Raw genomic sequence first — 22,207 nt, forward strand, 5'->3', positions numbered from 1 at the left:
CTGAAATGACAATGCTGGGTTTTCCCCGAATCCTACAGATCAAAATCCGGTTTTTGTGGATAGACAGATCAACCGAATGTCGGTTTCTCTACTGATTTTTCATGGCGATTTTTCGGTTAGGCTTCGCTTCCTGATCAAAGCGCCAGCATTGTATGGATAACCTTTGCTACCTCCCGCCAAAATCCTTATAATTGAGCACAATTTTTCTCTAATTTTAAGTGGATGACCATGAGTCGCGCCATATCGCATATTGATACTTTCCAAGGCTTAATTCTTGCCTTACAAAATTACTGGGCGGAGCAAGGCTGCGTCGTGTTGCAGCCTTACGACATGGAAATGGGTGCAGGAACATTCCACACTGCAACTTTCCTACGTGCTTTAGGGCCTGAAACATGGAACGCGGCTTACGTTCAGCCTTCACGTCGTCCGAAAGATGGTCGTTATGGCGAAAACCCAAACCGTTTGCAACACTACTACCAATTCCAAGTGGTGCTTAAGCCAAACCCAGACAACATCCAACAGTTGTATCTTGACTCGTTAAAAGCCATTGGTATTGACCCACTTGTACACGACATTCGTTTTGTTGAAGACAACTGGGAATCTCCAACACTCGGTGCTTGGGGTCTCGGTTGGGAAGTGTGGTTAAACGGCATGGAAGTGACTCAGTTCACTTACTTCCAACAAGTCGGTGGTGTTGAGTGTTACCCAGTAACAGGCGAAATCACATACGGTCTTGAGCGTCTTGCGATGTACTTGCAAGGTGTAGACTCAGTTTACGATTTGGTTTGGACTAAAGGTCAATTCGGTACTGTAACGTACGGTGACGTGTTCCATCAAAACGAAGTTGAGCAATCAACCTATAACTTTGAATATGCACCAGTCGACAAGATGTTCGAACTGTTCGATTTTTATGAGGCTGAAGCAACACGTTTAATCGAAGCTGAACTGCCACTTCCTGCATATGAACAAGTGATCAAAGCATCGCATAGCTTTAACTTGCTTGATGCGCGTGGCGCGATTTCAGTCACTGAACGTCAACGTTATATCTTACGTGTACGTACATTGGCACGTTCGATTGCAACCAGTTATGTGGCAGCGCGTGCGAAACTTGGTTTCCCAATGGCTGAACCTGCACTTCGTGACGAAGTTTTGGCGCAATTAAAAGCTCAAGTTGAAGCAGAAGCAAAAGTTGAATCTAAGGAGAGCAAATAATGTCTAAACATACCGTTTTGTTCGAATTAGGCTGTGAAGAACTTCCACCAAAAAGCTTAAAAAAATTACGTGATGCGCTACAAGCTGAAACCGTAAAAGGCTTAAAAGATGCAGGTCTTGCATTCGATTCTATCGAAGCCTATGCAGCACCACGTCGTCTCGCACTTAAAATCGTCAACGTTGATGGCGCACAAGCAGACACACAAAAACGTTTTGATGGCCCTGCTAAACAAGCTGCGTTTGATGCGGAAGGTAACCCGACTAAAGCTTTAGAAGGCTTTATGCGTGGTCAAGGCATCACGGTAGATCAAGTATCGACTTTCCAAGCAGGTAAAGTTGAAAAAGTTTGCTACTTAAAAGATGTAAAAGGTCAAAGCCTTGATGTTTTACTTCCACAGATTTTACAAGCAGCACTAGATAACTTACCTATTGCAAAACGTATGCGTTCTGCGGCAAGCCGTACTGAGTTTGTACGTCCTGTAAAATGGGTGGTGTTGTTAAAAGACAAAGACGTGATTGATGCAACGATTCAAGATCACAAAGCAGGTAACATCACTTTCGGTCATCGTTTCCATGCACCTGAAGCAATCACGTTGACTCACGCTGACGAATACTTAAGCAAACTAAAAGCAGCTTACGTTGTGGCGTCTTTTGAAGAGCGTCAAGCGATCATCGACGGTCAAGTCAAAGCCTTGGCTGATGAAGTAAATGCAATTGCGATTGTGCCAAGCGATCTTCGTGACGAAGTGACAGCCTTGGTTGAATGGCCTGTTGCACTTCGTGCAAGCTTCGAAGAACGCTTCCTTGCGGTTCCTCAAGAAGCATTGATTACGACGATGCAGGATAACCAAAAGTACTTCTGCTTAGTAAATGCTGATAATAAACTTCAACCGTACTTCATTACTGTGTCAAATATTGAGTCGAAAGACCCGACACAAATTATTGAAGGTAATGAGAAAGTGGTTCGTCCACGTTTGTCAGATGCTGAATTCTTCTTCTTACAAGACCAAAAACAACCGCTTGCTTCTCGTAAAGAGAAGCTTGCGAACATGGTCTTCCAAGCAGAACTCGGTACGCTTTGGAACAAATCTGAACGTATTGCAAAACTCGCTGTAGCTTTAGCGCCGATTACAGGCGCTAACGCTTCCGACGCTGAAAAAGCGGCTCTTCTTGCAAAATGTGACTTAACGTCTGAGCTTGTGGGTGAATTCCCAGAGCTTCAAGGGATTGCAGGGACATACTACGCACGTCTTGAAGGTGAAAATGCTGAAGTTGCTGAGTCTTTAGGTGAACAGTATTTACCTAAATTTGCAGGTGATGTTTTACCGAAAACCAAAACAGGTACAACCATTGCCCTTGCAGACCGCTTAGATACGCTCACCGGTATTTTCGGTATTGGTCAAGCGCCTACAGGTTCGAAAGACCCGTTTGCCCTGCGTCGTTCTGCAATTGGTATCTTACGTCTAGTGACTGAAAACGAGCTTGATGTTTCAATCGAAGATTTGATCAAACTTGCTTTAGCTGCGTATGGCGATGTACTCAAAGATCACGACAAGACTTTAAACGATGCAGTTGCATTCTTAGAAGGTCGTTACCGTGCCAAATACGAAGACCAAGGCGTTGCTGTTGACGTGATTCAAGCGGTTCAAGCGTTGTCGCCAAAATCACCACTTGATTTTGACAAACGTGTCAATGCGGTAAATCACTTCCGTGCATTGCCTGAAGCTGCTGCCCTTGCTGCTGCGAACAAACGTGTTGCCAATATTCTTGCCAAAGAAGCGGCACCAGCTGGTGAAGTGGTTGAAGCAAACTTGGTTGAAGATGCTGAAAAAGCATTGTTCGCTGAACTTGCGAAAATCACGCCTGTGGTTGAACCATTATTTGCTGCCAAAGACTACACTGCTGCATTGTCTGCACTTGCTGCACTGCGTGCGCCTGTAGATGCGTTCTTTGACGGTGTAATGGTGATGGCGGATGATGCTGAATTAAAAGCAAACCGTTTACGCTTGCTTGCTCAGCTTCGCGCCTTATTTACCAAAGTGGCGGATATTTCGGTGCTTCAACACTAAAGATGAGTATTTATAACGACTCACCTATCACCCTTGCAATCCTCAAGCTCTTTCAAGAGCTTGAGGATTGGATTTCAATGAATCATCAATATCTTCCTCATGGTGCCGTTAAGGCATTTATTTTTGGTGGCTGTGCGTTTCACATCCACACCAATGCTCGAGGTAGCAATGATATTGATGCTGAAATCCAATCGATCAGCCAATTAAAAAAAGAAGATATTTTCTTATTTCTAGAAAATAATGATATTGAATATCTGGATCATAATAATCTTGAAACAAATTTAGAATTTGACAGTGGATTTAATACCAGCCTTGCCTCCATCGATCCTGATTACAGGGAACGAGTTATCCCCTTAACCGCTGAAAGTATCGTAGAGGTCTATCTCGTATCTGGCGTAGATTTGGCTGTTTCTAAATTGGCACGCTTGTCTGACAGAGACATCGAAGATATTCAAGCATTATATGCAAGAAACAAGTTTTCGCTTGAGCAGTTCAAAGAAATAGCAAATAATGCTAAAGACTATTACGTTACACCTGAGCAATTAGATTCTAATATTCAATATATGATTTCGCTTCTTTCAGACCTGGGAGATTGACACAATGAATCAGCTGGAATTTGAGCATGCTTTAAAAGCACTATTAAAGCAGCCATTGAATTCTGCAACATTCGAGCAGGTTAAACCCGTTGCTGAAGCATTATTATATTCAGAACTACTACCTGCTGTGAGTTCCAGTTTAAACCCCTTAGAAAAGCGCCGACTGTTTTTTCTATTAGAAAAATTCCGCAGATACTCATGCTCAAGTGTTTCTAGACGCCAACAACTTAAAGCACTCTCCCAAGCCTTGAATGTCGTTCCATTGCCGAGCACTCATGATACAAGAAGATTAGTTGACCCTCTGGCAAAACGTGTAGGCCTCAATGAAGATTTAAATCATTTAAAACCTCAATTACTGACCTTACAAACACGCCACTACTCACTTTACAGTTAATTCTCTCCTCCTTCTCTTAAGTACCACTATTCTATAGGTCATACCTATAGGCTTTTCCTTCCATATTCCCTATACTCAAACTGAAAACACTCAACAAGAAAGAAGCTTATGAAACTTAAAACTTTAATTTTATCTGGTCTAACTTGCCTTTCTCTGGGTGCATGTACCTCTGCGCCAGTCATTCCACAACTACAAGCGGGGGTATTACAAGAAGTCCAAAATCTTGAAGTCTATCCAGACACCACGCATAACTCGGCCAAACTGACCAAGTTTATTGATAAATGCGTGATTGAATTTAGAGGGCAGCTCAAAGCCGGCCGCTCAATTGAACAATGGGCATTTAAAGGCAACACCCTCATTTCAGCCGGTTCAGCTACCTTTGCCCAAGATGGCACCAGCACCGCCCATAATTTTGACCTGCATGATGCCACGGTACAGAAAAACTTCCTGACCCTGCGCGATCATTTCCATAAAGATGCACTGGCGCAATGTAACTAAAAATTCAAGCATCATGCCTGCAAAAGGTATGGTGCTTTTCCACATTTCCTAGAAAAAATAAAAATAACCCGAAAAATAAATAGATTTTTCATCATTCAAATTATATCTGCTATACCAACTGGTATAAGACTTCGCAGCCAATCCCCGGTTTACAAAAATGCCTGAATTGTTAAGCAGTTGTAGCAAGATTGTGGATGTTTTTGCATAAAGCATATCGGCGCATATTTTTCTCCTTAAGATAGGCACCGCTCACAGCATTGCGTCTGTGGCACACATGCAAGGAAAATCCTATGAAGAAAACTCTCACAACAATATTCATGAGCAGCGCCCTACTCGCGACATCTTCACTGTATGCCGCGCCCGCACTTCAGGCCAATGTCAACGCATCGGCAGCTGTGCAGACGCCACAGGCTGGTGGACTTTTAAATAATGTAGTGCAAGGTACGCAGCAGACCTTACACAGCGCAGGCGAGCATGTCGGTCAAGGATTACATAGCGTAAAAACCACGACCCAGAACACCTGGCAAAACACCAAACAGTTCAGCAATGAAAAAGCCGAAGCCGGCAAAGAAAAAGCCGCAGATTTAAAACAGGCGGCCTATGAACGCTCAAGCGAACTGAAACAGTCTGCCGCCAAGAAAGCCGCAGCAGCCCGTGAACATGCCGCAGATCGTACGGAAAAAACCAAAAACAGCCTGAAACAGAAATCGGCACAGGTACAATTGCACAGCAATGCGCAGGTTGATGTCGATACGCCTGTGGCCAAAGCCAAAGTCAGCAGCAAAACCCATACCGCAGTGGGCGCAGCACAATAATCAAAATGAGAGAACCAAGCCTGCAACCCTGTGGGCTTTTTTAATTTTGTGCTTGAGTTTTAAGACAATTCAGCAGATGCTCAGCACAGTAACAGGAATCTTCATGATTTCTTCATGCCTTCAGTTTAGGCTTAGGCTTTCCATTCTCTTTTAGCAGGGGTCATGATTATGCATAAAATGAAATCCGTATTGGCTGTTGGCCTTATGCTCATGGGCACTGCAGTCTGGGCACAAACTCCACCAGCAGAAGCGAATAGCAGCACCAAGCTCCAAGCCCCGATTCAGCCGTATGCCGATAATCCAAATTTACTGCATGTCTGGGCCTATAAAGCACAGCAAGGTGTTTTAAACGCGGCAGATCGGGTTGGTGAAGTGGCAGAAAAAGGTGTGCAAAAAGTACGGCCTTCGGTGCATCAGGCCTGGGAAAATACCAAGACCTTAACCAGCAACACCACGCAACAGGCCAACCAGAAAATTCAGGACACCAAAGAAGCTTTAGGCGGCGCACCGCAACAGCCGGTACCAATTGTACAGGGCAGCTTGAGTCAGCCAGATACCGCTCAACCGGCGGCATCAGTACCTGCTGAAACCGGTTCAGGGGCCACCAGCTATGCCGTGACCGAACTTTAAGACGGGAGTGAGCGAGAGCCTCATCATCACTCGCCTTTTCATTCCACCCAAAAATACGGACCTGAATGCGTCCGTATTTTTTATTGCTTGATATCTGCTTAATTGACCTGACGGATCGGTTGGCCCTGCTGAAACGCGATCACGTTTTCTACCATTTGCTGCACAATCCGCTGCCGCGCATCTACACTGCCCCATGCACTATGCGGGGTTAAAATTAAATTGGGAATAGCTGGGTCTAACAGGATATTGCCCTGCTTGGGTGGCTCGACACTCAGCACATCCATCGCCGCACCGGCAATTTGTCCGGACTGTAAGGCTTCGGCCAGCGCCGCTTCATTGACAATACCGCCGCGGGCACAGTTAACTAAAAACGCGCTATGTTTCATGGCAGCAAACTCAGCCGGCCCGATTAAATCCCGGGTATCTTCGGTCAGTGGACAATGCAGGCTTAAAAAATCCACCTGCGGTAACAGCTCGGCAAAAGGCACCCGCGACGCAGATTGTGGCCGGTTGGCGAGAGCAGCAATTTTGACCTGCATGCCGAAGGCTTCGGCTAGCTTGGCCACTGCCTGCCCCAACTCACCATAACCGACAATGCCCAGCGTTTTTCCAGCCAGCTCGACAATTGGATAATCCAGCAGACAGAACTGGCTAGAACGCTGCCACTGGCCCTGTTGCACCGCCTGATGATAAGGCACAAAAGAAGTAGCCAGATTTAACATCAGCATTAAGGTATGTTGCGCCACTGCGGCCGTGCCATAACCCTGACAGTTACACACCACCACACCCTGGCGGCGTGCCTGTTCCAAATCGACATTATTGGTACCGGTGGCTGAAATCAGGATCAGTTTAAGCTGCGGGCATTGCTGTAATGTCGCGGCATCCAGCAAGACTTTATTGCTGATAATCACCTCGGCAGATTGCACCCGTGGCAGCAGCTCTGCAGGCGAAGTGGTTGGATACAGCGTTAACTGCTGCTGAAAGACAGCGTTTAAGTCTTCTAGCTGTAAATCATCCTGATCCAGCGAGGCAAAATCCAGAAATATGGCGTTCATGTGGTGCATCCTCTCATCATGGCGTGAAGAAATTAAAGCACACTTGTAGCGCTGCGCGTCAGTTCAAAAATGGGATGCCCACAAAAAAACGCCCATGAGTTCATGGGCGCTTGCTGTGATAATTGCGTAAAGAAAAGCGGATTTGCCGAATGACATAAATGGTTAAAGCCAATACCAATAACAGGCCACTGCCGAACACCATATAGGCTGAATAATGCACCGTTTGTGCCGAAGCAACGGACGGAACAGCCCAACCCAGCAGGCTCAGTACCACAACAGACAGAGGTCGAATGGTCATAACACTACCCTACTTTTATCCACTGGTTGTTTTACATCCATCTTCATCTTAGCCTGAATATAAAATAAAACAATGACTTCGGGGTCAGTGCAGTTTTGGCTTACAGCACCACTTCGGGCTGGGTCACAAATTTGGCACTTTCCGGGCTATCATCGACAAATTCATTGCCGCCAAATTCATCACTACTTAAATTCAGCTGTTTATAACTCAGCACATAATAATCGCTGTATTTTTTAATCACGATGGGGTGCATACCGGCGCTGAGCTCATCCTGTTCCTGAAACAGTTTCATGACCTGACGATCATTCATGGCCACAATATAACGCTGGTCATTCAGCCAGATTTGTACCAGTCCATTGCCCTTGGCATAAATCGGGATCAGGAATTTATGGTTTAAGGCCACAGCACTGGCAGCATAGCTTTCGATCTTCTGGCTAATGACATTAAATACCAGCCCATGGCCAAAACAGTCCATCAGCTGGCGGCGGCTTTCCTGCGGCAGGTTAAACTGAATCCCGAGTTTATGCAGGTCATGCTGATCGACCTGTTTATTGCTGAGCAGCGAGCGAATCAGGTTCTGCTTGAGCTTGGCATCAAAAAAGCCGCTGTCCAGTTGCAGTTCGTTATTTTTCAGGATTTGCCCCAGCGCATGTTTGTGCCGTGGCAACAGGTTTTCAATCAGCTTGCGATAGTAGAACTTGCTGTTCTTTTTGACCTGACGCATCTTCTGGTAAAAATGTGCCGGATCAAAAGGATGGCTAAGAAAATCATTGAGCAAATCGGAACTGGCCAGCACCGCAATCGCATCATGTCCGGTAAACGGTAAATGCAGGGTCTGCAGCGAAGGCAGTACCGCCTGCAGTTTTAAATACTGGGCGCGGTCTTCGGCATAGTGCGGATCATAAATCACGATATATTCGCGCTCAGCCGAAACATCTTGGGGCTGAATACGCATGTCAGCATTGTGCTGCGGATGGAAGAACATATTGTAGCGCGTGTCCAGAATATCTTCCGGATCAATCGAATATTGCGGCACCAGTGCCACCACACGTTGCAAATCAAGCAGGTTGGAATATTTGATGGCCGCATAACCACCCATCGAACCGCCATAGCCAATACGCTGCTGAAACGGCGCAATGGTGGCGGCAATTTCATTCAGCATCGCGCGCATCGACTGTTCGGGAAACCAGGATTTTTCCTTTGGCATGATGCCAACCACGTTATAGCCGTGTTTGCTCAATGACTTTTCAGCATTAATGGTCAGGCCTTTGGCGCGGGTAATTAAATCGCCAAAAGAAAAAATTAGCGCCTCTGAATGACCGGGCATCCAGATGACACGGATATGATCGTCTTCAAAAATTATGTGTTTATCCATTCCCACACCAGAGCTGCACAGCCCTCTATCAAGATTCAAAATAACAAATAGACCGTATGCCGACGACTAAAAAGCGAATATGTTATTTTATAGATGCCCGGCAGATAAAAAAGCGCAAAATATGACACAATTCCTCCATCCTGCAGCAGAACAAGGCTTTTCCACAGCCGCCAAACTTTATCAACAGGTCCGACCAAGTTATCCACAAGCGCTGGTTGCATGGTTAAAAAACCAGCTCAAATCTGATGCCGCACCGGTCTGTGTCGACCTAGGTGCCGGTACCGGTAAATTCCTGCCGATTCTGCAACAGCTTAGCCCGCATGTGATTGCTGTTGAGCCGGTGGCCGAAATGCTGGCACAACTACAGCAACACTATCCTGATGTGCAAAGCATTCAAGCCTATAGTCATGCCCTGCCGCTGCCTGATGCCAGTGTCGATGCCGTCTGCTGCGCGCAGTCCTTTCACTGGTTTGCCAATCTTGAAACCCTGAACGAAATTTACCGGGTGCTGAAACCGGGTGGCCAGCTGTTGCTGATCTGGAATCAGCGTGACACCCGCATCGACTGGGTCAAGGCACTGGCCGAGCATATAGCACCGCTGGAAGGTGATACCCCGCGTTTTCATAGCGGCCAATGGCGACAGGTCTTTTCGGCTGCAACCGGCTTTAACGCTAACGCAGAAGCTACTTTTCAGCAATGGCAAAGCGGTACAGTTGAACAGGTGGTGTCAAAACGCCTGCTTTCTACCAGTTTTATTGCCGCGCTGCCTGAACATCAGCAACAGCAGCTGAAACAGCAGTTCGAGCAGATGGTGCTGCAATATACAGGCAAACAGCCGCAGCAACAAATTGACTTTCCCTACCTGACCCATGTGTATAGCTTTACAAAAATTACAGAACAATAAGGATGAACCTGTCATGTCCAATCTGATCAAACCTTTATCTCTGGCCTGTCTGCTTGGCAGTGCACTGCTGCTGAGTGCCTGCGAGCGTAATCCGTCACCAGAACCGAAGCAGGAATTAAGCGCCGAAGATCAGGTGCTGCAGGAACTGAAAAGTGAGCCGGTACGCACTTTCCCGAAAACCGAGCAGGACTTGCATGACCTGCAGCTGCTAACCGACTATGAACAGCGCTTTGGCCAGATGAGTGAGGAAATGGAAGTTGAACTAATGCAGATGCAGCAGCAAGGCACGCTGGATGATGGCTTTGCACGAAGCCGGCAAGGTGACAATATCCAGTCGGCCCTAAATATGCTGAAAGAGCTGGATTTAAAGACCGAACAGGGCCGCTATATTCAGGGGCTGATGTATGAATATTGGGATCATCAGGCCCAGCTGCATGCCCAGCAACCAGCTTCAGCTGCATCGGAGAGTGCGCCAGACAGCGTTAAAGGACTGGGGAAATTTATTCATGCCCAAGAGCAATTAGAACACTGGCGCGACCAGTATCCACAGCTCGACCAATAAATAACATCTATCACTTCAGGGCCTAAATGGCCCTGATTTTTTACAGGGAGAATGCCGGTGAGTTTTACTGCCCTGTAGCGAGATAGACATGTACACCTTCCCCAGCTGCCCGTCCGGTGGCAAAACAGGCCGTGAGCAAATAGCCGCCGGTGGGGGCATCCCAGTCCAGCATTTCACCGCAGCAAAATACTGCCGGATGATCCTTCAGCTGTAACTGCGGGCGGAAGGCACTGCGCTTGATTCCGCCGGCACAGCTAATCGCTTCTTCAATCGGGCGAAAACCCGTTAATTCAATCCGCAGCTGTTTCACCTGTGCCGCCAGCGCCTCCGGCTGATGCCATAAGCTTTTATCGACCAGTTCACGCAGCAGACTGCTTTTGGCTGCATCTAAACCGGCTTTACGCCAGACATTGTTAAGTGACTGCTTTTTACTGGGGTATAATTTTTTGGCCAGCTGCGCCTGGGACTGCTCGGGCAGCAAATCCAGAGAGAGTACCATGCGCTGCTGCTGTTTCAGCTGTGCACGCAAGGCCCGGCCCTGCTTATAAATCAGGCCGCTTTCCAGTCCATAATGGGTCAGGACAATATCGCCGATACTGCGCGTATGTGGTTCCACCCAGGCCTCAACCCGTTTTAAAGGCTGGCCAAACACTGGCTGCATAAAGCTGGACCACGGATATTCCACCCCAGCATTGCTGGCCTGAAATGGTTCAATCTGCTCTGGATGGAGCCAATCCTGCCAGGCGCCATCACTGCCCAATTGCGACCACGACAGCGCACCGCAGGCCAGCACAATCGCATCAAATGCTTCACTACGCAGTTGCCCGTGCTTTAAGTCCAGAATCTGCAGCTGTTGCTGCTCAAGACCCTTGACCTGCTGGCGGTAATGAAACTGCACCCCGTTATCCGCCAGTCGTTTTAACCAGGCCCGTAATAGCGGTGCAGCTTTCATCTCCACCGGAAATATCCGCCCGGATGAACCGACATAAGAGCGAATGCCCAAGCCTGCCATCCAGTCCTGAATCCAGCCAGCATCCCAGCGCTGAATCCACGGCGCCAGCCAGTCGGCCTGATCATAACGCTGAATAAACTGCGGCACTGCTTCGGCATGGGAAATGTTTAACCCGGTTTTGCCGGCCATTAAAAACTTGCGTGCTGCCGAAGGCTTCTGCTCATAGACATGCAGGTTATAGCCATACTGGCTGAGCACCTCAGCCGCCATCAAGCCGGCCGGGCCTGCCCCGATAATGGCAATCCGCTTGGACATGCTTATTCTTCCACTGCCTGCGCTGGCGACTGACCCTGGAGCGGCTGAAAATCGTCAAAACGGGTGCGATACCCTTCCGGTTTGCGAATAATCAGTTGCTGGCACAATTCCCCGCGCTGCAAATATTTAATTTCAAAATGGGTCCGGGCAGAATCGGCGGCAATCCGCTGTTTCTCAAACGGTAGTTTCCATAGCGTCAATAATTGCTGTTCAGCTTCGGCAATATATTCAGGGATATTACTGGCCAGGGTAATCTGTCCATTCGGTTGTAAACGCGACAGCAAAAACTCAAAAAATGGCATATTTAGCCAGCGCTGGGCCGGATTATGCGGCTCCGGATTCGGATATAAAATAAAGTACTGCTCGACTTGCGCCGGATATAGCGCATGTACAATCCACGGTAAGGCATCAGCATGGACTGGCTGCAGATTGGCATGCGGTTCTAATCCATGCTGCTTTTGCATGGCCAGAAACTTTTCCCGGGTGCGCTCAATCGCATACAGGGTTTGCTCAGGATGTTGCCCACTGAACAACAGCGCGTGCTTGCCTTTGCCTGCACCAATTTCGATACAGACAGGAGTATTGGCAATGGCTTGAAAGTCACGCGGAGCATGCATACGCTGGGCTTGAAATTGACGAATGGGCATAATCAGATCAAACTTATAAAAAACCGCACAAGTCTATCAAGTGCAGCTGTTTTTGCCTAATCTAATCCGGGATTTTATCAGGAGACCCGCATGCCACGTACATTCCCTTGCCCACGTTGTGGTGAACCTTCTGTCTGGGAAGGCAATGAATTTCGCCCTTTCTGTTCCGAGCGTTGCAAGCTGATTGATTTGGGCGCCTGGGCCAGTAATGAATATCGCCTGCCGACTCAGGATGCACCCTCGGTAGATAACCTGGAAGACTAAAATGAGTTACGCGGTTTTACAAAAAGCCGCTTTTACTGGAAAGGTGTAATAAAAATCCTACACATTTAAAACTTCTTTGCGCAAACAGCGCACACATTTAAAAATTTTACTGCAAAACGTTACCCTATTCGCATTCGGTTCTTTTTTAAATGGCCTCGAGATTCTAATTATCGAGCCCTGTATGCCCACGCTCCTGAAAATTCTTTTTTTCGCCTTTCTGCTTGCCGCAATCTTAATGCTGGCGGTCGGTTTATATAGTCAGGATACGCTGCTGATTGGGGTGGCGGTATTATTTGCCTTAATGGCCGGGCTGGTGGGCATGGAAGCGAAAAAACAGCTGAATGACCCGTTTCGCAAATAAATGGCAATCAAAACGGCGCAATAAAAAAGTCAGCACTGTGCTGACTTTGGTTAGGGTGAAATTTGCAGATTAACCGGCCTGCCCCGCCACAAAAGGATTGTGCTGTTTTTCAAAACCAATGGTACTGATCGGACCATGCCCTGAAATAAACTGGGTTTCATCGGGCAGGCTAAAACATTCACGCTGGATTGAATCCAGTAATTGCTGATGATTCCCTCGCGGGAAATCTGTCCGGCCAATCGAGCCTTTAAACAGCACATCACCGGTCCAGAGCAAACCGTAATTGGCATTATAGAACATCACATGACCTGGGGTATGTCCCGGCGCAAAACGCACTTCAAACTGTTCATTGCCCAGCTGCAGCTGCTCACCACCTTCCAGCCACTGATCCACCTCGACCTTTTCAGGAATCGGGAAACCATAACGCGCCGATACTTCCTGAATCATATCCAGCCAGAATGCATCTTCCTTATGCGGGCCAATGACCGGCACATCCCAGCGTTTTTTTAAGGCACCGACAGCACCGGCATGATCCAGATGACCATGAGTTAACCATAAGGCTTTCACAGTTAAGCCCAGTGCTTCAACTTCTGCCTGCAGCTTGTCCGGTTCGCCGCCCGCATCAATCAAAATGGCCTCTTTGCTTTCTGCATCCCAGACGATGGAACAATTTTGGGCAAATGCCGTGACCGGCACAATTTTGACTTGTAACATGGGTTAAGCGTCCTGTTGAAAATGGGCAAAAGTCTGTTTCAGCGCATCCAGATTAGCCTGAAGCAAGGCATTCAGCAATTGTAAATGATCATCCCGCTGGTTGAGTGCCGGAATATAGGCATAGTGTTCCCCGCCCGCCTGCTGAAAGATCTCGGCATTTTGTATCGCCAGTTCTTCCAGGGTTTCCAGACAGTCGGCAGAAAATGCCGGACTCATGATCTGGACCGATTTGACTCCCTGCTTGCCCCATTCTTCGAGCAGCACATCGGTATAGGGCTTGACCCATTCCTGCTTGCCAAAACGTGACTGGAAACTGATTGCCCATTGATCCTCATTTAAACCCAGCGCCTGCGCCACCAGTTGAGCGGTTGTGCGACTGCGCTCGGCATACGGGTCGCCTTTATCGGCATAGGGCTGTGGAATACCGTGAAACGACATCAGCAGTTTTTCCGTCGGACCATGCTCGGCCTGAAATTCACGCACACTCTGCGCCAAAGCCTGAATATACAAAGGATGCTGATAATAATCACGGATAATGCTCAGCCCCGGCAAATTGCGCTGCTGCGGAATCCATTTGGCTATAGCATCATACAGTGGTGCGGTGGAGGTTGCGGAATATTGAGGGAATAGCGGCAGGACAAGGAGATGATCTTGCGGCTGCTGGGCCAGCTTTGCCAGCAAAGCGTCGATGCCCGGGTTGCCATAGGTCATGGCTGGCACAATATTCAGCTCAAATTCCGGGTAGAGCGGAGTTAAGGTCTGTCTGACGGCATCAACCTGCGCCTGCAAAATTTCGCGCATGGGCGAATCCTGATTCCAGACCATTGCATAGGCATGTGCCACGCGTTTGGGACGAAACGGTAAAATAAACAGCCTTAAAATGATTTGCCACAGCAGTTTGGGAATTTCAATCACCCGCTGATCAGACAGGAACTGTTTCAGAAAACGTCGTACCGCAGGCACAGTCGGTGCATCCGGTGTGCCCAAATTGGCCAGAATAATGGTGATTTTCGGTTTCGCAACAACAGACATTAGGCTCTCAGGAATCATCAGGGAACGCGTTTACTTTAACAGCTTTCCCGTCTGTTACTAAATGAATTAATGCGTCGATTTATATTGAAAAACACGATCATTATCAAGCAGGTTACTGTCCAGCAACTTCTGCCCTTTGGCTGTAGTCTGCCATAGCATACGCTGGCGTTCATCCCGGCCGGCCTGCACAATCCAGTCATTCTGGCGCATCTGCATTTTAATGGTATGCAGGGCACGAATATTGATTTGCGCCCGTGCCACCGCATGCGCACGCGGCATTTCACGCCGCGCATCAGTCAGACCGGTATCATTTAAATATTCATTCATGCGTTTGGAAAAATATTCTTCCGGGGTCGGATGAATAAAGGTCGAGCCTAAAATACTGAACAGCTGCGCCCAGGTCAGCTGTTTTTGTACTTTCAGTTCTTTAAAATTACCATCCTGATAAGCATGCATCCGGTATTCAAACTGGAAAGCTTCATGCATGGATACTTTGGGCAGGCTTAAAAACGGATCGGCTTCGGTCTTGCCAAGTTCATTTTTTAACTGGGCCACTTTGGCCTGTAGCTGCTCGATTTCATCATGCAGGGCCTGGGTATTTTGCGGACGCACCCAGCCCACCACCGGATAACGCTCCAGCATTTGCGGCATATTGAAACGTACCGCCAGCTCCAGATCACGCAAGCTGCGATAGCAAAACACCTGATCAACTTCCTGCTGCAACAGGCGACGGAATTCTTTAAATTTTTCCCGCAGTTCAGGTTTGGCATCCTGCAAGCTGGCATCACGTGAATCCGGGTCTTCATGCATAAACACAATCATCGGTTTCTGCTTGGTGACCGCGTAAATATATTCCAGATGCATATAGCCCACACCCGATACCGACTGCTCGCCATACTGGCTGCCCAATAACAGCACCACATAATCGCAGTCATCAATCTGACGGCGGGCAAATGCCGTACTCAACGGCGTACGCTGCTCCAAGCCCCAGGAAAAGAAGCCCATTCCCACCAAGGTCTGTGTCAATACCATGCGTTCCGGCTGCATATCTGAACCGGACGTAGAGATAAATACCTGATAGCGTTTATCGAGCATTGGCTCTCCTTCCCTCAATAGCTGAAGCGCCCAATGGGCATCAGTATTGTTCCCCAATCAAAAAAATAAGTCATGCTGAAGCAATCATGTTGCTTTCTTTATGGAGCCTGGCTTAGCGAGGCAGATTGGAAATTTTCCAGCGGATCTGCTCAGGCATCAGACGCCCGACAATCGGTTGTAAATGTTCAGCATTTTGACCGCTGACATAACAATGAATCTGCACCTGATCGGCTCGGCTCTGTTCAAATAATAACTCATTTTTCGTTAAAATGCGGGAAGTTTGACGCGCAACGGCAGTTCCTGAGTCAATTAATGTCAATTTCTGACCAAAAATAGACTGAATCGCAGTTTTTAAGAAGGGATAATGGGTACACCCCAGCACCAGATGATCTGCGCCAGCATCCACCACCGGCTGTAACAGTTCGCTTAAAGTGCTTAAACAGGCCGCGCTCATTTGTGCTCCACTTTCCACAAAAGGCACCAGCTCAAGCGAGGTTAAAGGAATCACCTTGACCTCGGCCGGCAAGGCAAAACGCTGAATCACGTCTTTAATTAGCTGGCCACGAAAGGTCGCCGGTGTCGCCAGCACAGCCACGGTTTTGGTTTTGCTCTGCAGTACCGCCGGTTTTAAGGCTGGGACCAGACCGACAATCGGGAAATCTTCCCCATAATGCGCACGCAGATAATCCAGACTAAAAGCCGAAGCAGTATTGCAGGCCACCACTGCAATTTTACAGCCCTGCCGATACAGCCACTCGATGGCCTGAGCGGTCAGTTCGCGAATTTCCTGATCATCACGCGGGCCATAAGGCACATGCGCCGTGTCGGCATAATAAACAATCTGTTCATTGGGCAAATGCTGGGCAATTTCCAGTGCCACCGACAGGCCGCCAATGCCTGAATCAAAAATCCCAATTGGCGCATCCGCCTGCGCTCTGGTCATAGGGTGCAACAAAGGAGCAAGGGGATGAATGGCGGTCATGGCAGCGGAATGAGCAGTTTGAAATAGGATGGCTCAAGCTTAAACCTCAGGTGCCTAATTGCAATAGCAAATCACCACTTTTCAGGCTTAAAATCGCATCGCCTTCGGCATTTTCCTGCAAGCTGCCCAGCTCGACCAGATGAAAAAAAGCCGCACGCTGGATCAGGGCATTCAGACCAAAACGCACATGCACATAGGGACGTAACTCCCCTTCATATTCACGCATAAAGATCGGATGCTGCTCATCGACAATCACCAGGTCCTGGGTGGTAGTGGTCAGTTGCAGATAGGTCTTGCCTTCAATATCAACTTGATCTACCTGATTGACAAATAAAGGCTCATCTTCCACCTCAATTTCAATCTGCTCGACCGGGGTTTTTAAATAGAACGTGTGACCTTCTTTCCAGAGTATGGTAGAAAATAGCTCAATTAATGACTGGCGCTTCACCAATTGACCTTCGTGCCACCATTCTCCATTGGCTTTTACCGTTAAATCCATTTTGCCACAATGCTTTGGATGCCATTGCTCCAAAGGGGGAATTGACCTTTTGTGACCGGGCTGTGCATCTTTTAAGTATTGTGCAATGCCCATTAAATTTTTATCATCAGAAAATGCTACTTTTTTCGTCGGATTTGGTTCATTGTGCTCATTGTTCATCATTGAATACCCTGCTGACGGAAAAATAATATGATTCAGCCAATTGGCTAGACCAAGGTTTAAAACTATACTAGCCCACAATATAAAAGACACGATAGCAAATTTGTGTCTAGGAACTAAGAACACTCATGGCAGCACCGGATTCTGAGATGACGGTTGCCACCTTCTAGTATTATGAGGAGTCCTACATGGAACACATCGAACGTGAATCGATGGAGTTTGACGTAGTTATCGTAGGTGCTGGCCCTGCGGGTCTGTCTGCGGCGATTAAAATCCGTCAACTTGCAATTGAAAATAACCTGAATGATCTGTCCGTTTGTGTCGTAGAAAAAGGCTCCGAAGTCGGTGCGCACATCTTGTCAGGTGCGGTGCTGGAACCACGTGCCATCAATGAGCTGTTCCCGAACTGGAAAGAAGAAGGTGCACCTTTAAATGTACCGGTGACAGAAGATAAAACGTTCTTCCTGCTGTCTGAAACCACTTCGAAAGAAGCGCCACACTGGATGGTACCAAAAACCATGCACAACAATGGCAACTATGTCATTTCACTCGGCAACGTGGTGCGCTGGTTAGGCCAGAAAGCCGAAGAGCTGGAAGTGTCTATTTTCCCGGGCTTTGCGGCGTCTGAGATTCTGTACCATGAAGATGGCACCGTAAAAGGCATTCAAACCGGTGATATGGGCATTGGTAAAGATGGTGAACCGACCCATAACTTTGCCCCAGGTTATGAACTGCATGCCAAATATACCCTGTTTGCTGAAGGCTGTCGTGGTCACTTAGGCAAACGCCTAATCCAGAAATTTAATCTGGATAAAGATGCCGACCCTCAACACTACGGTATCGGCATTAAAGAGCTGTGGGAAATTGATCCGGCCAAACATAAACCAGGTCTGGTGATGCACGGTGCCGGCTGGCCATTGTCTGAAACCGGTTCTTCCGGCGGCTGGTGGCTCTACCACGCGGAAAACAACCAGGTCACGCTGGGGATGATCGTCGATCTGTCTTATGAAAACCCGCACATGTATCCATTTATGGAAATGCAGCGCTGGAAGACTCATCCTCTGATTAAGCAATACTTGGAAGGCGGTAAGCGTATTTCTTATGGTGCGCGTGCCGTAACCAAAGGTGGCTTTAACTCGCTGCCGAAATTCACTTTCCCGGGTGGTTCTTTAATTGGTGATGATGCAGGCTTCCTGAACTTTGCCAAAATCAAAGGCTCTCATACCGCAATGAAATCCGGCATGCTCTGTGGTGAAGCAGTTTTTGAAGCGATTGCTGCCGGTGTCGAAAAAGGTGGTGACTTGGCCATTGCCCGCGTGACTGAGGGTGAAGATTTCTTTACAAAAGAATTAACGTCTTATACCGAGAAGTTCAACAACAGCTGGCTGAAAGAAGAGCTCTACAACGCGCGTAACTTTGGCCCGGCAATGCACAAGTTTGGTCAATGGTTTGGTGGTGCGTTTAACTTCATCGACCAGAACATCTTTAAAGTACCATTTACTCTGCATGATTTAGTGCCTGACTTCAGCGCACTGAAAACCGTAGATGCGGTAAGCTTTAAGCCGAACTATCCAAAACCGGATGGCAAGCTGACCTTTGACCGTTTGTCTTCGGTGTTTGTATCCAATACCGTACATGAAGAAAACCAGCCAGCGCACCTGAAACTAACCAATGCCTCGATTCCAGTCGATGTGAACTTGCCTAAATGGGATGAGCCGGCACAGCGCTACTGCCCTGCGGGTGTGTATGAAATTATGGAAAATGATGATGGTTCCAAACGCTTCCAGATTAACGCAGCCAACTGCGTACACTGTAAGACTTGTGACATTAAAGATCCATCGCAGAACATCACCTGGGTAACACCGGAAGGTGGTGGTGGCCCGAACTATCCAAATATGTAATCTCGATTGAAATCAAAATAAACCCGCGTAAGCGGGTTTATTTTTTCTTTCTTAGATAAATCTAACTCAATACTTATAGCTATTTTTATTTTTGTTATTTTAGTAAAAATATATACTAAAGTTATAGTAAGCCGTTTAGGTAAAACAGTTTCTCCCCATTGAATATCTGCTTGCTCAGGATGAGTAAACTTCGTAAACTATATGGTAAATTATGCATATAGATTTCAAATATTTCTTCTAAACTATCTAAAAAAAGACGGTAGTTATTTCGCATAGTTTCAAAAAATGCTAACGAGCTAAATTGTTCTAACAAATATGTAGCTTTAGGATTTACTTCGTAATTCATAGTTTTCTCTATCTTGTTTATCTCGGTTTATATTCTAGTTTGACAGGGCTTTGTTGCACAAAGATTTAATAACTATATGATTTTAAAGGTTTTTATTATTTTTTGATCCAAAATTAAATTTATTTAAATCAGATGCTTACATATTTATGCAACAAAGCCATTTTTAAATAGAAAATTTAATTATACTTTCTAAACCTTGTTCGATTTACAGAAAAAATTAGAACATTCAAGCTATTACCTATTTACTTTAAAATTAATAATATAGTTCCTAATAGAAGTAAACAAAATGCTAAAATAATTATATTCTTTACGACAGAATTATACCATTGCCCATGTTTTTTTAATAATAAGTTAAGATTTTTATCATTAAGATTAGGAGCTAAAGGAAATAGCCCTTTTGAGAAAACAGTGTCTCGTTTTAATATTTTTAATTCTCTAAACCTAGCAGCTGCAATAATTGCTGTTGTTGTCTCTATCAAAAAAAAAATTAGTTAAATCTAATTTTTTAAAATACTTAGGATTGCCAAACAATAATTCTGAGATAGAACCTAGATTTTTTTTAACGTATGCATAGCTTTTGAAACTTGTTATCAATGAGATTGAAAGCCAAAGAGCACCTGTAAGAGCAAATATTATCTCCAAAGTTTTTTCAAACATTTTAATCTATCATCCAATTTATACTACGGTCAGCACCATTTCCTATAGTTTCACCGATTTTACCGCCAATAATACCTCCTCCTAATCCACCTAAAACAGCACAAGCCCCTATAACAACCAGTCCAATACCACCAGTCCCTACACTAATTAATATAGCAGCAGCAGGCAGATCGTTTTTTGATTTATGAAAGAGATCCAATATATAAATAGATATCAAAAATAATATGGAGACTATTACCACAGCCTCCTTTTTCTATTATTTAGAACCTTCTACCTTCAGTTCATCTAACTTAGTTTTCGCTATATCTAACCCCATTTCGTAAGCTAACTCATAATATCTGTAAGCTTTATTTAAATCTTTTTCGACATCCTTTCCTTTTTCGTATAAAGCCCCCAAATTATAGGCAGCTCTAGGATCATTCTGACTTAAAGCTTTGTTATACCATTTAATAGATTCTTGAATGGATTTTTGTACAACTTCTCCTTTAGAGTACATAACAGCAACATTAAATTGCGAGGGTGCATAGTTAGCATTCGCAGCTTTTAAAGAGTAATCAAAATATTTCTTTTTATCGACAGGGCCATTCCAACCATTTAAATAACAATTCGCAACGTTAGATTCTCCTAAATGATTTTCTAAGTCCGCAGCCTTTTTGAAATACTCACATGCTTTTTGTTTATCTGCTGATACGTAAGATCCATTAAAATACATTAGACCAATTGAGTTAACAGCTTCAGGGATATTTTTCTGAACAGCCCTTTTATAATACTGATATGCAATTTCATCATTCTTTTCTACTCCTTGCCCTCTATAGTAAAGATTTCCAATATTATTTTCAGCAACCCCATTTCCTTGTTTTGCTGATTTGCCATACCAAACAATAGCTTTTTCAATATCTTCAGATTGGTTTAGATATCCATTTTCATAAATAACACCTAACAAATTTTGAGAGACTACATCGTCTTTATTAGCATTCGTCTCTATTTGTTCAAATAATTGTTGTTGTTGTTGTTGATCCCCATTTTCAACAATATTTTTGAACTCTTGAAGTTCTATTACTGAGGTTTTAATTGACGTATTACTTGAATCTTTTGCTTCACAACCAGTAAGTGACAGAGCTAAAATTAATCCTAATATATTGATTTTCATTTTTTTCCAAATTTAATTCAAAGGGATAACAAATGTATAGCTAAGATTAGGCGAATTCAAACATGAGGTGCGACAGTTTCAAAAGCCTTATGATAATCAACAAGCTGAGCAAACTTCTCTAATGGTGTAAGCCAATCTAACGCTTTTCTAGGACGAGTGTTCAGTGACATGGCAACTTGATTTAAATAATGCTGATCTGCCTGATTTAAATCAATCCCTTTAGGTAAATATTGCCTAATTAAACCATTCATATTTTCGCATGTGCCTTTTTGCCATGGTGAATGTGGGTCACAGAAATATACATGGCAGAGTAAAACTTGAAGTGCGACATAAACCACCTAATTAATTTAAAGGGTTTATGGAGTATATAAAATTGTCATACCATCATCTTAGCTTTGAAGATCGTACTGCATTAATGCTTGAGTCAAGAAAAGAAGGCTTTTCACCCAGAAAATTTGCTGAACTTATTAAAAGACATCCTAGTACGATCTATCGTGAACTTAAAAGAAATAGCATCAATGACGTTTATCAAGCTCGATATGCTTCTGATAACACCTTCGCTAGACGTAGACGTGGTCACAGAAAACTCAAAATCGACTCAATCCTCTGGAGATTTATTGTTGAAGCGATCCGTTGTTTATGGTCTCCTCAGCAAATAGCAAAGCGTTTAAAGACATTTCCTGATTTGGATCAAACAATGAATGTAAGCCATACAACGATTTATT

General features: G+C 45.6%; 25 protein-coding genes and 1 pseudogene. 13 read left to right on the forward strand and 13 right to left on the reverse strand.

Annotated features, from left to right (window positions below):
• Window positions 1-228: 228 nt before the first annotated feature.
• The 7 genes from glyQ to FTU69_RS13295 all read left to right on the forward strand — a co-directional run bounded on the left by glyQ (window position 229) and on the right by FTU69_RS13295 (window position 6,214).
• The gene (gene glyQ / locus FTU69_RS13265; protein ID WP_122899009.1) at window positions 229-1,212 is read left to right on the forward strand and encodes a glycine--tRNA ligase subunit alpha; all 984 of its coding nucleotides are present in this window, start codon (window positions 229-231) and stop codon (window positions 1,210-1,212) included.
• Window positions 1,212-3,281 carry a glycine--tRNA ligase subunit beta gene (glyS, locus tag FTU69_RS13270; protein ID WP_180104027.1) on the forward strand — a complete coding sequence of 690 codons (2,070 nt, stop codon included), beginning with the start codon at window positions 1,212-1,214 and terminating at the stop codon, window positions 3,279-3,281. The genes glyQ and glyS overlap by 1 nt, the downstream gene beginning before the upstream one ends.
• Window positions 3,282-3,283: 2 nt before the next feature.
• The gene (locus FTU69_RS13275; protein ID WP_034598129.1) at window positions 3,284-3,877 is read left to right on the forward strand and encodes a DUF6036 family nucleotidyltransferase; all 594 of its coding nucleotides are present in this window, start codon (window positions 3,284-3,286) and stop codon (window positions 3,875-3,877) included.
• A 4-nt stretch (window positions 3,878-3,881) separates the two neighbouring features.
• Window positions 3,882-4,271: a hypothetical protein gene (locus FTU69_RS13280; RefSeq protein ID WP_005181943.1), complete on the forward strand. Its 390-nt coding sequence runs from the start codon at window positions 3,882-3,884 to the stop codon at window positions 4,269-4,271.
• A gap of 108 nt (window positions 4,272-4,379) precedes the next feature.
• A complete protein-coding gene (locus FTU69_RS13285) occupies window positions 4,380-4,769 on the forward strand; it encodes a hypothetical protein (protein WP_005181941.1) in 390 nt (129 codons plus the stop codon).
• Window positions 4,770-5,059: 290 nt separating this feature from the next.
• Window positions 5,060-5,584, forward strand: coding sequence for a hypothetical protein (locus tag FTU69_RS13290; RefSeq protein ID WP_005181937.1), 525 nt, complete (start codon window positions 5,060-5,062; stop codon window positions 5,582-5,584).
• 204 nt (window positions 5,585-5,788) lie between these two features.
• Entirely contained in the window at window positions 5,789-6,214 is a 426-nt protein-coding gene (locus FTU69_RS13295) for a hypothetical protein (protein WP_104470692.1), read from the forward strand.
• 98 nt (window positions 6,215-6,312) lie between these two features.
• On the opposite strand, the gene FTU69_RS13300 is transcribed toward FTU69_RS13295, so the two are convergent.
• From FTU69_RS13300 to FTU69_RS13310, 3 genes are all read right to left on the reverse strand, one after another.
• On the reverse strand, window positions 6,313-7,269 hold the full coding sequence (locus FTU69_RS13300; RefSeq protein ID WP_016659612.1) for a 2-hydroxyacid dehydrogenase: 957 nt from the start codon (window positions 7,267-7,269) through the stop codon (window positions 6,313-6,315).
• 100 nt (window positions 7,270-7,369) lie between these two features.
• Window positions 7,370-7,567: a hypothetical protein gene (locus tag FTU69_RS13305; RefSeq protein ID WP_005181929.1), complete on the reverse strand. Its 198-nt coding sequence runs from the start codon at window positions 7,565-7,567 to the stop codon at window positions 7,370-7,372.
• Between the two features lie 100 nt (window positions 7,568-7,667).
• On the reverse strand, window positions 7,668-8,942 hold the full coding sequence (locus FTU69_RS13310; RefSeq protein WP_016659613.1) for a hypothetical protein: 1,275 nt from the start codon (window positions 8,940-8,942) through the stop codon (window positions 7,668-7,670).
• 121 nt (window positions 8,943-9,063) lie between these two features.
• Between FTU69_RS13310 and FTU69_RS13315 the strand changes: the two genes are divergently transcribed.
• Together FTU69_RS13315 and FTU69_RS13320 are read left to right on the forward strand one after the other, a co-directional pair.
• The gene (locus tag FTU69_RS13315; protein WP_034598303.1) at window positions 9,064-9,846 is read left to right on the forward strand and encodes a class I SAM-dependent methyltransferase; all 783 of its coding nucleotides are present in this window, start codon (window positions 9,064-9,066) and stop codon (window positions 9,844-9,846) included.
• Window positions 9,847-9,859: 13 nt separating this feature from the next.
• Window positions 9,860-10,408: a hypothetical protein gene (locus tag FTU69_RS13320; protein ID WP_180104028.1), complete on the forward strand. Its 549-nt coding sequence runs from the start codon at window positions 9,860-9,862 to the stop codon at window positions 10,406-10,408.
• Window positions 10,409-10,472: 64 nt separating this feature from the next.
• On the opposite strand, the gene FTU69_RS13325 is transcribed toward FTU69_RS13320, so the two are convergent.
• Window positions 10,473-11,675 carry a TIGR03862 family flavoprotein gene (locus FTU69_RS13325; RefSeq protein ID WP_180104029.1) on the reverse strand — a complete coding sequence of 401 codons (1,203 nt, stop codon included), beginning with the start codon at window positions 11,673-11,675 and terminating at the stop codon, window positions 10,473-10,475.
• 2 nt (window positions 11,676-11,677) lie between these two features.
• Window positions 11,678-12,328, reverse strand: a complete 651-nt coding sequence (locus FTU69_RS13330; protein ID WP_180104035.1) for an SAM-dependent methyltransferase — start codon at window positions 12,326-12,328, stop codon at window positions 11,678-11,680.
• 84 nt (window positions 12,329-12,412) lie between these two features.
• Between FTU69_RS13330 and FTU69_RS13335 the strand changes: the two genes are divergently transcribed.
• Together FTU69_RS13335 and FTU69_RS13340 are read left to right on the forward strand one after the other, a co-directional pair.
• On the forward strand, window positions 12,413-12,586 hold the full coding sequence (locus tag FTU69_RS13335) for a DNA gyrase inhibitor YacG (RefSeq protein WP_180104030.1): 174 nt from the start codon (window positions 12,413-12,415) through the stop codon (window positions 12,584-12,586).
• Between the two features lie 181 nt (window positions 12,587-12,767).
• Window positions 12,768-12,947: a hypothetical protein gene (locus FTU69_RS13340; protein ID WP_180104031.1), complete on the forward strand. Its 180-nt coding sequence runs from the start codon at window positions 12,768-12,770 to the stop codon at window positions 12,945-12,947.
• A 69-nt stretch (window positions 12,948-13,016) separates the two neighbouring features.
• Here the strand turns inward: FTU69_RS13340 and FTU69_RS13345 are convergent, their stop codons facing one another.
• From FTU69_RS13345 to FTU69_RS13365, 5 genes are all read right to left on the reverse strand, one after another.
• Window positions 13,017-13,661 (reverse strand): MBL fold metallo-hydrolase, encoded by a 645-nt coding sequence (locus FTU69_RS13345; RefSeq protein ID WP_127800305.1) that lies wholly within the window; start codon window positions 13,659-13,661, stop codon window positions 13,017-13,019.
• 3 nt (window positions 13,662-13,664) lie between these two features.
• Complete coding sequence (gene hemH / locus FTU69_RS13350) at window positions 13,665-14,693, reverse strand: ferrochelatase (RefSeq protein WP_180104032.1); 1,029 nt, start codon at window positions 14,691-14,693, stop codon at window positions 13,665-13,667.
• Between the two features lie 66 nt (window positions 14,694-14,759).
• The gene (locus tag FTU69_RS13355; RefSeq protein WP_005181907.1) at window positions 14,760-15,788 is read right to left on the reverse strand and encodes a DUF4062 domain-containing protein; all 1,029 of its coding nucleotides are present in this window, start codon (window positions 15,786-15,788) and stop codon (window positions 14,760-14,762) included.
• A 112-nt stretch (window positions 15,789-15,900) separates the two neighbouring features.
• Complete coding sequence (gene murI, locus FTU69_RS13360) at window positions 15,901-16,770, reverse strand: glutamate racemase (protein ID WP_005181904.1); 870 nt, start codon at window positions 16,768-16,770, stop codon at window positions 15,901-15,903.
• 46 nt (window positions 16,771-16,816) lie between these two features.
• Window positions 16,817-17,428, reverse strand: a complete 612-nt coding sequence (locus tag FTU69_RS13365) for a DUF1285 domain-containing protein (protein ID WP_163146336.1) — start codon at window positions 17,426-17,428, stop codon at window positions 16,817-16,819.
• Between the two features lie 188 nt (window positions 17,429-17,616).
• On the opposite strand from FTU69_RS13365, the gene FTU69_RS13370 reads away from it, so the two are divergent.
• Window positions 17,617-19,329 carry an electron transfer flavoprotein-ubiquinone oxidoreductase gene (locus FTU69_RS13370; protein WP_127801787.1) on the forward strand — a complete coding sequence of 571 codons (1,713 nt, stop codon included), beginning with the start codon at window positions 17,617-17,619 and terminating at the stop codon, window positions 19,327-19,329.
• 1,004 nt (window positions 19,330-20,333) lie between these two features.
• Here the strand turns inward: FTU69_RS13370 and FTU69_RS13375 are convergent.
• The 3 genes and pseudogenes from FTU69_RS13375 to FTU69_RS13385 form a co-directional block, all read right to left on the reverse strand.
• The gene (locus FTU69_RS13375) at window positions 20,334-20,573 is read right to left on the reverse strand and encodes a hypothetical protein (RefSeq protein ID WP_180104021.1); all 240 of its coding nucleotides are present in this window, start codon (window positions 20,571-20,573) and stop codon (window positions 20,334-20,336) included.
• 15 nt (window positions 20,574-20,588) lie between these two features.
• Window positions 20,589-21,482, reverse strand: a complete 894-nt coding sequence (locus FTU69_RS13380; RefSeq protein WP_180104033.1) for an SEL1-like repeat protein — start codon at window positions 21,480-21,482, stop codon at window positions 20,589-20,591.
• 46 nt (window positions 21,483-21,528) lie between these two features.
• Window positions 21,529-21,784, reverse strand: a pseudogene (locus FTU69_RS13385) (IS30 family transposase); the annotation flags it as partial.
• A 113-nt stretch (window positions 21,785-21,897) separates the two neighbouring features.
• Between FTU69_RS13385 and FTU69_RS13390 the strand changes: the two are divergent.
• Window positions 21,898-22,207, forward strand: a 310-nt coding sequence (locus tag FTU69_RS13390; RefSeq protein WP_257223657.1) for a helix-turn-helix domain-containing protein, incomplete at its 3' end; no start/stop codon positions are given.

Source organism: Acinetobacter sp. YH12134 (assembly GCF_013418555.1).
GTDB classification, from domain to species: domain Bacteria; phylum Pseudomonadota; class Gammaproteobacteria; order Pseudomonadales; family Moraxellaceae; genus Acinetobacter; species Acinetobacter indicus.